The sequence below is a fragment of the Streptomyces luomodiensis genome (assembly GCF_031679605.1).
Taxonomy (GTDB): Bacteria; Actinomycetota; Actinomycetes; order Streptomycetales; family Streptomycetaceae; genus Streptomyces; species Streptomyces luomodiensis.
Genome location: NZ_CP117522.1, coordinates 407,564 through 423,508, shown reverse-complemented (window position 1 = coordinate 423,508; position 15,945 = coordinate 407,564). Strand labels below are relative to the sequence as shown.

At 70.3% G+C, this 15,945-nt stretch carries 2 protein-coding genes (1 of these 2 running past the window's edge); both read left to right on the top strand.

The features are described from left to right. The first annotated feature begins 48 nt into the window (after window positions 1-48). Complete coding sequence (locus PS467_RS01825; protein WP_311033640.1) at window positions 49-9,903, top strand: non-ribosomal peptide synthetase; 9,855 nt, start codon at window positions 49-51, stop codon at window positions 9,901-9,903. A 78-nt stretch (window positions 9,904-9,981) separates the two neighbouring features. Further along, window positions 9,982-15,945: the beginning of a non-ribosomal peptide synthase/polyketide synthase gene (locus PS467_RS01820; RefSeq protein WP_311033639.1), read on the top strand. The gene runs 14,682 nt beyond the window's last position; 5,964 of the gene's 20,646 nt are visible here — the first part of the coding sequence; it begins with the start codon at window positions 9,982-9,984; the stop codon falls past the right edge of the window.

Here is a 15,945-nt window from a genome sequence, read left to right as displayed (position 1 = left end):
CCGCCCCCGCAGTCCGCCACTTGGCAGAACCGAGAGGACCGCCCCCTCATGTCCGACGCCGCCCGTACGCTCCGTCGACCCGTCACCGCCGCCCAGCTGGGCATCTGGGTCGCCCAGCAACTGCAGCCGGACAGCCCCCTCTACAACTGCGGCGCCTACTTCCAGATCGACGGCCCGATCGACATCGGCGTCCTGGAAGAGGCGGTACGGCGGGCCGTCGAGGAGACCGAGGCGCTGCGGTCGCACTTCGCCGAGGACACCGCGCCCCCCGGGGCCGAAGCCCACGGCGAGGAGACCAGGCTGCACCAGATCGTCGAGGCCGCGGAGGCCACGCCCCTGCGCGTGCGCGACCTGCGCGCCACCGCGGATGCGGATGCCGCCGCGCACCAGTGGATGAACGAGAAGATGGCCACCCCCTTCGACCTCGGGCACGGTCCGCTGAGCGAGCAGACCCTGCTGCTCCTGGCCGACGACCGGTCCTTCTACTTCCACCGCTACCACCACGCCGTCCTCGACGGGTTCGGCCACTCCGTGTACGCCGACCGGGTAGCGGCCCTCTACACCGCCCTGGCCACCGGCGCCGAGCCCACCGCGACCCACTTCGTCACCCTCGACCGGGTGGCCGACGAGGGAGCGGCCTATCCGGGTTCACGCCGCCACGCCCAGGACCGGGCCTACTGGCTCGACCTGTTCAGCGACCTGCCCGACCCGCTCGCACTCGCGGGACGCGCCACCGGCAGCACCCACAGCAGCCTGCGCCGCATCCTCACCCTGCCCACCGCCCTGGCCGATCGGCTCACCGCGCTGGGCGACCGGCTCCAGGCGCAGTGGCCCGCCCTCGCCATCGCCGCCACCGCCGTCTTCTTCCACCGCATGACCGGCCGGACGGACTTCACCTTCTCGCTGCCCCTGGCCGGCCGCACCGGCCGCCTGTCCCTGACCACGCCGAGCGTGATGGTCAACGTCCTGCCCATCCGCGTGAACGTCACCTCGCGGACCACCTTCGCCGAACTCGTGGCATCCGTCTCCCACTCGCTGGCCGACGTCATCAGGCATCAGCGCTTCCGCGGTGAGGAACTCGTCACCGAACTCGGGCTCTCCGGCGGCCGCCTGACCCGCCTCGGCCCGACGCTCAACGTCCTGGCCTTCGCCCACGAACTGTCCTTCGGCGACACCCGGGCCATCGGCCACCCGCTGTCCACCGGGCCCGTCAACGACCTGAAGATCAACTTCTATGGCACGGCGGCCTCCCGCACCGGCATCCGCGTGGAATTCGACGCCGACCCCGGCCTCTACGACGAGCGTGAACTCGTTGCCCACCAGAAGCGGCTGGTGCGGGTGCTGGAGTGGGTGGCGGGGCACCCCGATCGTCGTATCGGTGAGGTGGAGTTGCTGGATGCGGTGGAGCGGGAGCGGGTGCTGGTGGGGTGGAATGGTGAGGTGCGGGGTGTGCGGGGTGTGTCGTTGCCGGTGTTGTTCGCCGAGCAGGTGGAGCGGACGCCGGATGCGGTGGCGGTGGTGTGTGGTGGGCGTGAGGTGTCGTATGCGGAGTTGGATGCGTGGTCGAATCGGGTGGCTCGGTGGTTGATGGGGCGGGGTGTGGGGCCGGAGCGGTTTGTGGGGGTGGTGTTGCCGCGGTCGGTGGAGTTGGTGGTGGTGTTGCTGGGTGTGGTGAAGGCGGGTGGTGCGTATGTGCCGGTGGATCCGGAGTATCCGGCGGAGCGCAGGGCTCACATTCTGGACGACGCAGAGCCGGTTGTGGTGGTTGATGATGTCGCGGATCTGGCGGCGGCTGATGGGTTGTCGGCTGAGCCGGTAGAGGTGGCGGGTGAGCTGTCGCTTCCGGTGTATGTGATTTATACGTCGGGTTCGACGGGGCGTCCGAAGGGTGTGGTGGTTGAGCATCGTTCGGTGGGGGCGTATCTGGAGCGGGCGCGTGTGGTGTATCCGGATGCGTCGGGGACGGTGTTGTTGCATTCGTCGGTGGCGTTTGATCTGACGGTGACGGGGTTGTATACGCCGTTGGTGAGTGGTGGTCGGGTGGTGCTGGGTGAGCTGGATGAGCGTGCGGCGGATGTGGGTCGGCCGTCGTTTATGAAGGTGACGCCGTCGCATTTGGGGTTGTTGGAGGCGTTGCCGGGGGTGGTGTCGCCGTCGGGGATGTTGATGACCGGTGGTGAGGCGTTGGTGGGTGAGGCGTTGGTGTCGTGGCGGTTGGCGCATCCGGGTGTGACGGTGGTGAATGCTTATGGTCCGACGGAGGCGACGGTCAACTGCACGGATTTCCGGATCGAGCCGGGTCAGGAGGTTGCTGGTGGTGCGGTGCCGATCGGCCGGCCGTTCTGGAACACCCGGGTCTACGTCCTGGATGGGGCGTTGCGTCCGGTGCCGCCGGGTGTGGCGGGGGAGCTGTATGTGGCGGGTGTGGTGCTCGCGCGTGGCTATTGGGGTCGTGCGGATCTGACGGCGGAGCGGTTCACGGCTGATCCGTATGGTCCTGCCGGTGCGCGGATGTATCGCACCGGGGATGTGGCGCGGTGGAGTGCGGATGGTCAGTTGGTGTATGTGGGGCGGGTTGATGATCAGGTCAAGGTGCGTGGTTTCCGTATCGAGCTGGGCGAGATCCAGGCTGTTTTGAGGGGCCGCCCGGATGTGGCCCAGGCGGCCGTGATCGTGCGGGAGGACCGGGCCGGGGATCAGCGTCTGGTGGCCTATGTGGTGGCGGATGGTGTTGGTGACGCGGCTTTGCGGGAGTATGCGTCGAGCCTGTTGCCGGATTACATGGTGCCGTCGGCGTTCGTGGTTCTGGATGGGTTGCCGTTGACGCCGAACGGGAAGCTGGACCGGCGTGCGCTGCCCGCGCCCGACTACGGTCCGGAGGCCGCCTCAGGCCGTCCTCCGCGCTCGCCCCGCGAGGAGATCTTGTGCGGCTTGTTCGCCGAGGTCCTTGGTCTGGAGTCGGTGTCGATCGACGATGACTTCTTCCGGCTCGGTGGCCACTCACTCCTGGCCACCAAACTGGTCAGCCGGATCCGTACCGTCCTGGGCGCGGAACTGCCCATCCGGCAGCTCTTCGAGACCCCCACCGTCGCCGGTATCTCACCCACCCTGGACCGGTTGGCCCCCGGCACCGCCGCCCCCCGCCCCGCGCTGACCGCGGCCCCACGTCCGTCCCGCATCCCCGTCTCGTACGCACAAGCGCGCCTTCGCTTCCTGGATCTGCTGGGCGACGGGAGCACCGCCTACAACGCGCCCGGCGCGCTGCGGCTGACCGGTCCGCTGGACCGGGAGGCGCTGCGCCTGGCGCTGGACGACGTGGTCGCCCGCCACGAGAGCCTGCGCACCGTCTTCGCCGAGGACGAGGAGGGTTTCACCCAAGTCGTCCTCGAACCGCGCCAGGCGCTGGTCGACATCGATATCCGGACGGTGGACGAGGACCGGGTCGCGGCCGAGCTGGTCGCCGCGGCCCGGTGCGTCTTCGACCTGTCGCATGAGCCACCGCTGCGGGTCACGCTCTTCGCATGCGGTCCCGACCAGCACGTACTGTTGCTGCTTCTGCACCACATCGCGGGCGACGGCTGGTCGATGCGGCCGCTGACGCGGGATGTGACGGCGGCGTACACGGCACGTGTCACCACGGGCGAGGCCCCGCGGTGGGAGCCGCTGCCCGTGCAGTACGCCGACTACAGCCTCTGGCAGCGCGAGGTGCTCGGCGACGAGGCCGACCCCGACAGCGAGATCTCCCGCCAGCTCGCCTACTGGTCCTGGGCCCTGTCGGGCCTCCCGGACGAACTCGCGCTGCCCGTCGACCGGGCGCGCACCGACGAGCTGACCCAGCGCGGCGGCCAGGACTCCTTCCGCATTCCGGCCGAACTCCACCAGGCGCTCTACGCGTTGGCGCGCGAGACCCGCGCCAGTCTGTTCATGGTGTTGCAGGCGGGGCTCGCGGCGCTGCTGACCCGGCTCGGCGCGGGCACCGACATCCCCATCGGCACCCCGATCGCCGGCCGCACCGACACCGCGGTCGAGGAACTGGTCGGGTTCTTCGCCAACACACTGGTGCTGCGCACGGACACCTCGGGCGATCCGGCGTTCAGCGAACTCGTGGGCCGGGTGCGCGAGACGGACCTCGGCGCGTACGCGCATCAGGACCTGCCGTTCGAGCGGCTGGTGGAGGTGCTGAACCCGGAGCGTTCGCTCGCCCGCCACCCCCTCTTCCAGGTGTCCTTGTCGCTCCACCACACCGACCCCCGGGCCACGGTCGCCGAGGTCGCCCGGCTGCCGCGGCTCGCCGCGGAGCTGGAGCGGCTGCCGATCGAGGACACCAAGTTCGACCTCAACTTCGAGCTGACCGAGCGGTTCGACACCGAGGGAAGGCCCGCGGGCATCGCCGCCGACCTGGAGTACAGCGCCGATCTGTTCGAGCCCCGCACGGTCCGCGCCCTCCGGGACCGTTTTCTGCGACTGCTGGCCGCCCTGGCCGACCGGCCGGACCTGCGGATCTCCGAGGCCGAGATATTCGACACGGCCGAGCGGGCGACCGTTGTCGAGAACTGGAGCCAGGCCGGACGTCCAGAAGTGGCCGCCGCGCTGGCGCGGGCGGACCTGCCCGACACGGTGACCGGCACCCGGGTCTATGTGCTGGACGAGGCCCTGCGCTCGGTGGTCCCGGGCGTGGCCGGGCAGCTGTACGTGGCGCAGGAGGGCCCGGCCCCGGCCGACGCGGACGGCACCGGCCCCGCCGACGGCCCCGACGCCGCGCACGAGGACCGGCTGGTGCCATGCCCCTTCGAGGGCGGCAGCACGATGTACCGCACCGGCCGGACGGCCCGCTGGTCCCACGACGGCGAGCTACGGCTGGTCGGGGCTCCCGCCGAGGAGCCGGCCGGGACCGCCGGACCGGACCGGGGGGCCGCGCCGTACCGAGCTCCGCGCAGCCCGCGGGAACAGATCCTGTGCACCATCTTCGCGGAACTGCTGGGCGTGTCCTCCGTGGGCATCGACGAGGACTTCTTCGCCCGCGGTGGCCACTCGCTGTCTGCCGTGCGGCTGCTCAGCCGCGTGCGCTCGGTGCTCGGGGTGGAGATCTCCATCCGCCGGCTCTTCGAGACCCCGACCGTCGCGGGGCTGTCCGCGGCGATCGACGAAGCGTCCGGTGCCCGGCGTCCCGTGGCTCCCGCCCAGCGCCCGCCGCGCATCCCCCTGTCGTACGCCCAGCAGCGGCTGTGGTTCCTGCACCATCTGGAAGGCCCCAGCGCCACGTACAACATCCCGGTCACCCTGCGGCTCGACGGTGCGCTGGACCGCGCCGCGCTGCGCCTGGCCCTGGCCGATGTCGTCGCCCGCCACGAGAGCCTGCGCACCCTGTTCGCGGAGGAAGGAGCCGGCGCGCGGCAGGTCATCCTGCCCGCCCCGCAGGCACGGCCGGAGCTGATCGAGGAGACCGTCGCGCCCGCGGAACTGGACGACAAGGTGCGCACCGCGGCCTCCCACCCGTTCGACCTGACCGCCGAACTCCCCGTCCGTGGCTGGCTGTTCACCGCCGAGTCGGAGGAGGGCGTCCAGCGCGTCCTCGTCGTGGTGGTCCACCACATCGCGGGCGACGGCTGGTCGCTCGGCCCGCTGGCCCGTGATCTGTCGGCCGCGTACACGGCCCGCGTCACCACCGGCGACGCCCCTCGGTGGCGGCCACTGCCGGTGCAGTACGCCGACTACACACTGTGGCAGCGCGAGGTGCTCGGTGAGGAGTCCGACCCCGACAGCGAGATCTCCCGCCAGCTCGCCCACTGGCAGCGGGCGCTGGCGGATCTGCCGGCGGAACTGGAGCTGCCCACCGACCGGCCACGTCCGCCGCGCCAGTCCCACCAGGGCGGCCGGGTGACCTTCGAGGTCCCCGCCGAGCTGCACGCGGGCCTCGTGGACCTGGCGCGCGACACCCGGTCGAGCCTGTTCATGGTGGTGCAGGCCGCCCTGGCCACGCTGCTGACCCGGATCGGGGCCGGTACGGACATACCCATCGGCAGCCCCATCGCGGGCCGCACCGACGCCGCCGTCGAGGAGCTGGTCGGCTTCTTCGTCAACACGCTGGTGCTGCGCACCGACACCTCCGGCAACCCCACCTTCGCCGAACTCGTCGGCCGGGTCCGCGAGACGAACCTCGGCGCGTACGCACACCAGGACCTGCCGTTCGAACGGCTCGTCGAGGTGCTGAGCCCGGTGCGCTCGCTCGCCCGGCACCCCTTGTTCCAGGTGCTGCTGGGTTTCGACAACAACCAGGAAGCCCTTGATGTGCTGCGGCTGCCGGGCCTGACCGTGGACGTACGGGCCCCGGAGACCGGGCGCGCCAAGTTCGACCTCGCGTTCTTCTTCGACGAGACCTACGGGCCCACGGGCGAGGCGGCGGGCATGCACGCGGCCGTCGAGTACAACGCCGACCTCTTCGACCGCGAGACCGTCAATGGCTTCGCCGAACGACTGCTGCGGGTGCTCGAAGGCGTCACGGCAGAACCGGACGGCCCCATCGGGCGGCTGGACGTCCTGACGCCCGTCGAAACCCGGCAGATCCTGCACGACTGGAACGGGGACCCGCACCCCGTGCCGCCACAGACCGTGCCCGTGCTCTTCGAGCGGCAGACCGCCCAGGCGCCCGGCGCCACCGCGGTGATCTCCCAGGACACCACCCTGTCCTACGAGGAGCTCAACGCCCGCGCCAACCGGCTGGCCCGGCTGCTGGCGGCCCAGGACGTCGGGGGCGAGGACATCGTGGCGATCGCCCTGCCCCGGTCGGCGGAGATGATCACTGCCCTGGTAGCGGTCCTCAAAACGGGGGCCGCCTACCTCACCCTCGACACCTCGGCTCCCGAGCAGCGGCTGCGCGCCGTCCTCGACGACTGTGCGCCCCGCGCCGTGATCACCGATGCGGCCACCCGCCCCCTCCTGGGCACCGCCGGGCCGGTCCGTCCTCTCGTCCTGGACGACCCGGCGACCGTACGCGCGCTCGCCGGCGCCCCGGCGGCCGACCTCACCGACGCCGACCGCGGCCGTGCGCTCGACCCGCGCCATCCGGCCTACGTCGTCTACACCTCGGGATCCACCGGCACCCCCAAGGGCGTGGTGATGCCCATGGCGTCACTGATGAACCTCCTCGCCTGGCACACCAACACCTACAGCGGCGGCGTCGACACCCGCACCGCCCAGTTCCTCGCCGTCTCCTTCGACTTCGCGGTGCAGGAGATCCTCCAGGCACTGGTGGCGGGCAAGACGCTCGTCCTGCCCGAGGAACACGTCCGGCGCGACGCCTACGAACTGGTCCGCTGGATCACCCGCCACGAGGTCAACGAGCTGTTCGCGCCCACGCTCGTCATCGACGCGGTGCTCGCGGCCGCGGAGGACCTCGGCGAACCGCTCGACTCGCTCACCGACATCTTCCAGGGCGGTGAGCAGTTCCGGCTCAGCGGCGAACTGCGCCGGTTCTGCCAGGGCGACTGGCGGCACATGGCGCACAACATCTACGGCCCCGCCGAGACCCACGCGGCGACGTCCACCACCCTCCCCGCGGACACCGACGAGTGGCCGTCCTCCGCGCCCATCGGCCAGCCGCTGTGGAACGCCCGGGTGTACGTGCTCGACGCGGACCTGCGGCCGGTGCCGCCCGGTGTGCGCGGAGAGCTCTACATCGGCGGCGCCCAGCTCGCCCGCGGCTACCTGAACCGGCCCGGCCGCACCGCGGAACGCTTCGTCGCCAGCCCGTTCGGCGCCCCCGGCGACCGCATCTACCGGACCGGCGACATCGTCCGCTGGACCGGCTCCGAGCAGCTGGAGTTCCTGGGCCGAGCCGACGACCAGGTGAAGATCGGCGGCTTCCGCGTGGAACCGGGCGAGATCGAGGCCGTGCTCGGCGACCACCCGGCCGTCGACACGGCGGTGGTCGTCACCCGCGAGGACACCGGTACCACGCGGCTGGTCGCCTACGTCGTACCGGACGGTCCCCACGAGGACGCCGACCTCGTCCGCACCCTGCGCGGCCACCTCGAACAGCACCTGCCGCACTACATGGTCCCGTCGGCCGTGACGGTCCTGGAGGAACTGCCCCTCACCGCCAACGGAAAACTCGACCGGCGCGCACTGCCCGCCCCCTCCACCCTCCCCGACGGCACGGGCCAAGGGCCGCGCACCGAGCGGGAGAAGACGCTGTGCGGGCTGTTCGCCGAGGTCCTCGGGCTCGACGGGGTCGGCATCGACGACGGTTTCTTCGACTTCGGCGGCGACAGCATCATGTCCATCCAGCTGGTCGGCCGCGCCCGGCGGGCCGGGCTCGAACTGTCGGTCCGCGACATCTTCGAGCACCGCACCGTCGCCGCGCTCGCCGACGTCGTCACCGAGGTGGCGGACACGGCCGCCGAGGAGCCGGGCGCCGGCATCGGCGACGTCCCCCTCACCCCGATCGCCCACTGGCTGCTGGCGCGCGGCGAGGACCTGGACGGGTACAACATGTCCGTCCTCCTCCAGACCCCCGCCGCACTGAGCGCCGACACCCTCACCCGGACCCTGCGGACCCTCCTGGACCACCACGACGCCCTGCGCGCCCGGCTCACCACCGGCCCGGAGCGCCGGATGGAGATCCGGGAACCGGGCGCGGTCGACGCCGCACCCCTCGTCCACCGCGTGGCGGCCACCGGACCGGACGGCCTTGCCCTCGACGACGAGGCGCTGGGCACCCTGGTGCGGTCCGCGGGGGAAGCCGCCAGGGACCGGCTCGACCTGGACCAGGGCACGGTCACGCAGTTCGTGTGGTTCGACCGCGGCACGGACACACCGGGCCTGCTGCTGTTCCTCGCCCACCACCTCGTCGTGGACGGGGTGTCCTGGCGGATCCTGGTGCCCGACCTCGCCGAAGCCTACGAGGCCGTCGCCACCGGGCGCGACCCGGAACTCCAGCCCGTGGGAACCTCACTGCGCCGCTGGGCCCAGCGGCTGACCGAGGAGGCCGGCAAACCGGCCTGGGTCGCCGACGCGGCCTGGTGGCAGCGGACACTGCGGAGCGAGGAGCGCAGGCTCGGACGCCGGGCGCTGGACCCGGCCCGGGACACCACCGCGACCGCCGGCCGGATCAGCCTCACCCTGCCGACCGGCGTCACCGAAGCCGTGCTGACCCAGGTGCCCGCCGCGTTCAACGCCGAGGTCAACGACGTCCTGCTGACCGCGTTCACCCTGGCGTGGGAGCGCTGGCGGCGCAACCCCGGACTGCTGCTCCACCTGGAGGGCCACGGCCGCGAGGAACACCTGGTCCAGGGCGCCGACCTGTCCCGCACGGTGGGGTGGTTCACCAACCTGTACCCCGTACGCCTGGAGACGGGCACCGCCGACCTCACCGACGCCTTCGCCGGCGGACAGAGCGCGGGGGACATCCTCAAGCGGATCAAGGAACAGCTGAGGGCCGTGCCCGACAAGGGCATGGGCTACGGCCTCGTCCGACACCTCAACCCCGGCACGGCGGAGGGGTTCCAGGGCCTGCCGGACCCCCAGGTCTCCTTCAACTACCTCGGACGCTTCTCCACCGCCGCCGGGCAGACCGGCGACTGGACCCCGCTCATCGGCATCGACGGCGTGGCGGGCGATCCACCGCATCTGCCGCTCGCCCACGCCCTGGAGCTCAACGCCCGTACGCACGACTCCCCGCAAGGATCGGAACTCGTCGCGTACTGGACCTGGGCCGGCCACCTCCTGGACGAAACCGAGGTCCGGGAACTCGCCGGCCTGTGGTTCCAGGCGCTCGAAGCCCTCGTGGCCCATGCCCAGAACCCCCACGCCGGGGGGCTCACCCCCTCCGACGTCTCCCTGTCCTCGATCACGCAGGACGAGATCGAGGCGTTCGAGGACGAGTTCGACGACCTTTTCGAATGACCCTCCCGCGCCCCGGCCGACGACGAGCCGACCGCATCCGACGACGTACACGCACCTGAAGACGAAGAAGAGGCCGAAGTGAGTCGCACCCCGCGGAAGATCGAGGACATCCTGCCGCTGGCCCCGCTCCAGGAGGGCCTGCTGTTCCACAGCGTCTACGACGAGGGCGAACTCGACCCCTACGTCGTCCAGGCGTCCTTCGACATCGAGGGCCCGGTGGACACGGCCGCCCTCCGCGGCGCCGCCGAAACCCTCCTGGCCCGCCACGCCATCCTGCGCGCCGCCTTCCGCCAGCGCAAAAACGGCGACTGGGCGCAAGTGGTGATGCGCGCGGTCCCGCTGCCCTGGACCGAGACCGACCTGAGCGCGCTGCCCGAGGAGGAGCGGTCCGCGGCCGTGGCCGAGGCCATGGCCGCGGACCGGAGCACACGGTTCGACGTCACCCGGCCCCCGCTGCTGCGCTTCACGCTCATCCGGCTCGGCGCATCGCTGCACCGCCTGGTGCTCACCAACCACCACCTGGTGCTGGACGGCTGGTCGCTCCCCGTCCTCATGGGCGAACTGTGCGCGCTGTACGACGCCCACGGCGACGCCGGCGCCATGCCCCGCGTGCGCCCCTACCGCGACTACCTCACCTGGCTGGCGGCACAGGACCGCGAGGCGGCGCGCACCGCCTGGCGCGAGGCGCTCGGCGACCTCGCCGAACCCAGCCTGATGGCCCCCGGAGTCGCCCGCACCACGGTCGCCTCCGCCGAGGTCCTCGCCTCCTTCTCCCGGTCGGACACCGCCGCCCTCACCGAGATCGCCCGAAGCCGCGGCCTCACCCTCAACACCGTCGTGCAGACCGCCTGGGCCATCGTCCTCGGCCGGCACACCGGACGCGACGACATCGTCTTCGGCACCACCGTCTCCGGGCGGCCACCGGAGATCGAGGGCGTCGAACGGATGGTGGGCCTGTTCATCAACACCCTGCCCACCCGGGTACGGCTGCGCGCCGCCGAACCGCTCACCGAACTCCTCACCCGCGTCCAGGGCGAGCAGACCCGGCTCAACCCGCACCAGCACCTCGAACTCACCGAGATCCAGCGCGCGGTGGGACACGGCGAGCTGTTCGACACCTCCATGGTGTTCCAGAACTATCCCGTCGACCGCGCCACCACCGCGGGCGAGGGCATCGGCGCCGCCGTCCGCCTCGTCCCCGGCAAGGACCGCGAAGCCACCCACTACCCGCTGATGCTGGTCGGCTCCGCGCGCGACACCATGCTGTTCAGGCTCAACTACCGGCCCGACATCTTCGACGAGCCCGCCGCCCAGCGGATCCTGGACCACTTCGTACGGGTTCTGCACGCCTTCGCCGCCGACCCCGAGCTGCCCGTCGGCCGTGTCGACCTGCTCGATGAGGCCGAGGCGCGGTCGGTGTTGACCGAGTGGAATGACACGGCGTGTGAGGTGCCGGGTCGGTCGGTGGTGGAGTTGTTCGCGGAGCGGGTGGCGGTTGCTCCGGATGCGGTGGCGGTGGTTGGGGGTGGGGTGTCGTTGTCGTATGGGGAGTTGGATGTTCGGTCGGGTCGTTTGGCGCGGTTGTTGGTTGAGCGTGGGGTGGGGGCTGAGCGGTTTGTGGCGGTGGCGTTGCCGAGGTCGGTGGATCTGGTGGTGGCGTTGTTGGCGGTGTGGAAGGCGGGTGGGGCGTATCTGCCGCTGGACACCGAGTATCCGTCCGACCGGCTGGCGTACATGCTTCGGGACGCGGCTCCCGCGCTCGTCCTCACCACGGGTGAACTGCGTTCGACGCTCCCGAGCGATCTGGAGGTGCCCCAGCTTCTGCTGGATGATCCGGCGACGGTTGAGGAGCTTGGGTGTGCGGAGGTGTTGTCGGGTGTTGGTGGGGCGGTGTTGTCGCGTGCGGCGTATGTGATTTATACGTCGGGGTCGACGGGGCGGCCGAAGGGTGTGGTGGTGCCGCAGGCGTCGTTGGTGAATTTCTTGGTGTCGATGGCGGGTCGGTTCGGGTTGGTGGGTGGGGATCGTCTGTTGGCGGTGACGACGGTGGGGTTCGATATTGCGGGGTTGGAGTTGTTTGTGCCGTTGGTCAGTGGTGCGGCGGTGGTGGTGGCTGAGCGGGATGTGGTGCGGGATCCGGTGGCGTTGTGTGGGTTGGTGTCTGCTGAGGGGATTTCGGTGATGCAGGCGACGCCGAGTTTGTGGCGGGCGGTGTTGGCTGAGGATGGTTCGGTGTTGGCGGGGGTGCGGGTGTTGGTGGGGGGTGAGGCGTTGCCGGGGGATTTGGCGGTGGCGTTGGTGGAGCGGGCCGGGTCGGTGATGAATCTGTATGGTCCGACGGAGACGACGATCTGGTCGACGGTGTGGCCGGTGCCCCGGGAGGGTGTGGGTGCGGGTGTGCCGCGGATCGGGCGGCCGATTGCCAATACGCGGGTGTATGTGCTGGATGGTGGGTTGCGTCCGGTGCCGGTGGGTGTGGCTGGTGAGCTGTATATCGCGGGTGAGGGTGTCGTGCGTGGTTATCACGGGCGCGCGGGTCTGACCGCGGAGCGGTTTGTGGCTGATCCGTTCGGGGGTCCGGTGGGCGGTCGGATGTATCGCACGGGTGATGTGGTGCGGTGGACCGTTGAGGGTGAGTTGGAGTACTTGTCGCGGGTTGATGATCAGGTGAAGTTGCGGGGTTTCCGGATCGAGTTGGGTGAGATCGAGTCGGTGCTGGCGGGGTGTGAGGGGGTGGCGCAGGCGGCGGTGCTGGTCCGTGAGGACCGGCCGGGTGACAAACGCCTGGTCGCCTACCTCATCCCGGCCGTGGACAGCGGCGGCGCCGGCGTCCTGCTGCGCACTGCCGACCTGCGCGCGCACATGGCGGCCCAGCTGCCCGGCTACATGGTGCCGTCGGCGTTCATGACGCTGGAGTCCTTCCCGCTGACCGCGAACGGGAAGCTGGACCGGCGTGCGCTGCCCGCCCCCGACTACGGTCCGGGCTCGACGGGCGGCCGTGCTCCGCGCTCGCCGCGTGAGGAGATCCTGTGCGGGCTGTTCGCCGAAGTCCTCGGCCTGGAGTCGGTGACGATCGATGACGACTTCTTCGAACTCGGTGGACATTCACTCCTGGCGACGAAGCTGGTCAGCCGGGTCCGCTCGGTGCTGGACGTGGAACTGGCGGTGCGGCGGATCTTCGAGGCACCCACGGTCGCCGAACTCGCCGCCGTACTCGACGCCTCGGCGACGGCGCGGTCCCCGCTGCGTGCGGTGGTGCCGCGGCCGGCGCGGTTGCCGTTGTCGTTGGCGCAGCAGCGTCTGTGGTTCCTGCATCAGTTCGAGGGGCCGAGTGCGACGTACAACATTCCGGTGGCGTTGCGGCTGACGGGCGCGCTGGACCACGGCGCACTGCGGCGGGCGCTGGGTGATGTGGTGGCCCGGCACGAGAGCCTGCGCACGGTCTTCGCCGAGGACGCCGACGGCCCGTACCAGATGATCCTCGACACCGTCGAGGTCCAGCTCAGCGTTGCCCGGACCGACGAGACCCGTCTGCGTGCCGAACTCCTCGATGCGGCCCGCCACGCCTTCGACCTGCGGTCCGAAGCCCCCCTGCGGGCGTGGTTGTTCGAGCTCGGCGGGGACGAGTACGTGTTGTTGGTCGTGGCGCATCACATCGCGAGTGACGCGTGGTCGATGGGCCCCTTGGCCCGTGATCTGACGTCGGCGTACGCGGCTCGCGTGGCCACCGGTGACGCTCCCGCGTGGGAACCGCTGCCTGTTCAGTACGCGGACTACAGCCTCTGGCAGCGTGAACTGCTGGGCGCTGAGGACGATGCCGACAGTGAGATCAACCGCCAGCTGACCTACTGGAAGGCGGCGTTGGCCGACGTTCCGGAGGAGTTGTCGCTGCCCTTCGACCGTCCCCGCCCGGCGGTGTCCTCCTACCAGGGTGACGCCGTCACCCTCGACCTCGCTCCCGAGCTGTACCAGCGGCTGACGCGGATCGCCGGTGAGTCCCGGGCCAGCCTGTTCATGGTGGTGCAGGCGGCGCTGTCGGCGTTGCTGACACGGCTGGGCGGCGGAACGGACATCCCGCTGGGCACACCGGTCGCCGGGCGTACCGATGACGCGCTGGACGATCTCGTCGGTTTCTTCGTCAACACGCTGGTGCTGCGGACGGACACGTCCGGCGATCCGACGTTCGCGGAGCTGATCGAGCGGGTGCGGGTGCGTGACCTGGAGGCGTACGCGCATCAGGACCTGCCCTTCGAGCGGCTCGTCGAAGTGGTCAATCCGGAGCGTTCGCTGTCCCGGCACCCGCTCTTCCAGACGATGCTCACGCTGAACAACACGGACCAGGGCGCGGCGTCGGCGGTGGCCTCGTTGCCGGGCCTGGCGGTGACCGGCGAGCCGGTGGAGGCGGGGGCGGCGAAGTTCGACCTCTCGTTCCGGCTGGCTGAGCGTCGGGACGACGAGGCGGACGGGGGTGTGGTGCTCGAGGGAGCGTTGGACTTCAGCACCGATCTGTTCGACCGGGCCACCGCGCAGAGCATCGCCGACCGCTTCGTGCGTGTGCTGACCGCACTCGCCGAGCACCCTGACCGTCGTATCGGTGAGGTGGAGTTGCTGGATGCGGTGGAGCGGGAGCGGGTGCTGGTGGGGTGGAATGGTGAGGTGCGGGGTGTGCGGGGTGTGTCGTTGCCGGTGTTGTTCGCCGAGCAGGTGGAGCGGACGCCGGATGCGGTGGCGGTGGTGTGTGGTGGGCGTGAGGTGTCGTATGCGGAGTTGGATGCGTGGTCGAATCGGGTGGCTCGGTGGTTGATGGGGCGGGGTGTGGGGCCGGAGCGGTTTGTGGGGGTGGTGTTGCCGCGGTCGGTGGAGTTGGTGGTGGTGTTGCTGGGTGTGGTGAAGGCGGGTGGTGCGTATGTGCCGGTGGATCCGGAGTATCCGGCGGAGCGCAGGGCCCACATTCTGGACGACGCAGAGCCGGTTGTGGTGGTTGATGATGTCGCGGATCTGGCGGCGGCTGATGGGTTGTCGGCTGAGCCGGTGCGGGTGTCGGTGGATCTGAATACGCCTGTCTATGTGATCTTTACGTCGGGTTCGACGGGGCGTCCGAAGGGTGTGGTGGTTGAGCATCGTTCGGTGGGGGCGTATCTGGAGCGGGCGCGTGTGGTGTATCCGGATGCGTCGGGGACGGTGTTGCTGCATTCGTCGGTGGCGTTCGATCTGACGGTGACCGGGTTGTACACGCCGTTGGTCAGTGGTGGTCGGGTGGTGTTGGGTGAGTTGGATGAGCGTGCGGCCCACGCTGGTCGGCCGTCGTTTATGAAGGTGACGCCGTCGCATTTGGGGTTGTTGGAGGCGTTGCCGGGGGTGGTGTCGCCGTCGGGGATGTTGATGACCGGTGGTGAGGCGTTGGTGGGTGAGGCGTTGGTGTCGTGGCGGTTGGCGCATCCGGGTGTGACGGTGGTGAATGCTTATGGTCCGACGGAGGCGACGGTCAACTGTACGGATTTCCGGATCGAGCCGGGTCAGGAGGTTGCTGGTGGTGCGGTGCCGATCGGCCGGCCGTTCTGGAACACCCGGGCCTACGTCCTGGATGCGGCGTTGCGTCCGGTGCCGCCGGGGGTGGCGGGGGAGCTGTATGTGGCGGGTGTGGTTCTCGCGCGTGGTTATTGGGGTCGTGCGGATCTGACGGCGGAGCGGTTCACGGCTGATCCGTATGGTCCTGCCGGTGCGCGGATGTATCGCACGGGTGATGTGGCGCGGTGGAGTGCGGATGGTCAGTTGGTGTATGTGGGGCGGGTTGATGATCAGGTCAAGGTGCGTGGTTTCCGTATCGAGCTGGGGGAGATCCAGGCTGTTCTGAGGGGCCACCCGGATGTGGTTCAGGCGGCCGTGATCGTGCGGGAGGACCGGCCTGGGGATCAGCGTCTGGTGGCCTATGTGGTGGCGGATGGTGTTGGTGACGCGGCTTTGCGGGAGTATGCGTCGGGTCTGTTGCCGGATTACATGGTGCCGTCGGCGTTCGTGGTTCTGGATGGGTTGCCGTTGACG

Excerpts from the sequence above, each read along its gene's own strand:
- PS467_RS01825 (WP_311033640.1), top strand. The coding sequence starts at position 49 with ATGTCCGACGCCGCCCGTACGCTCCGTCGACCCGTCACCGCCGCCCAG.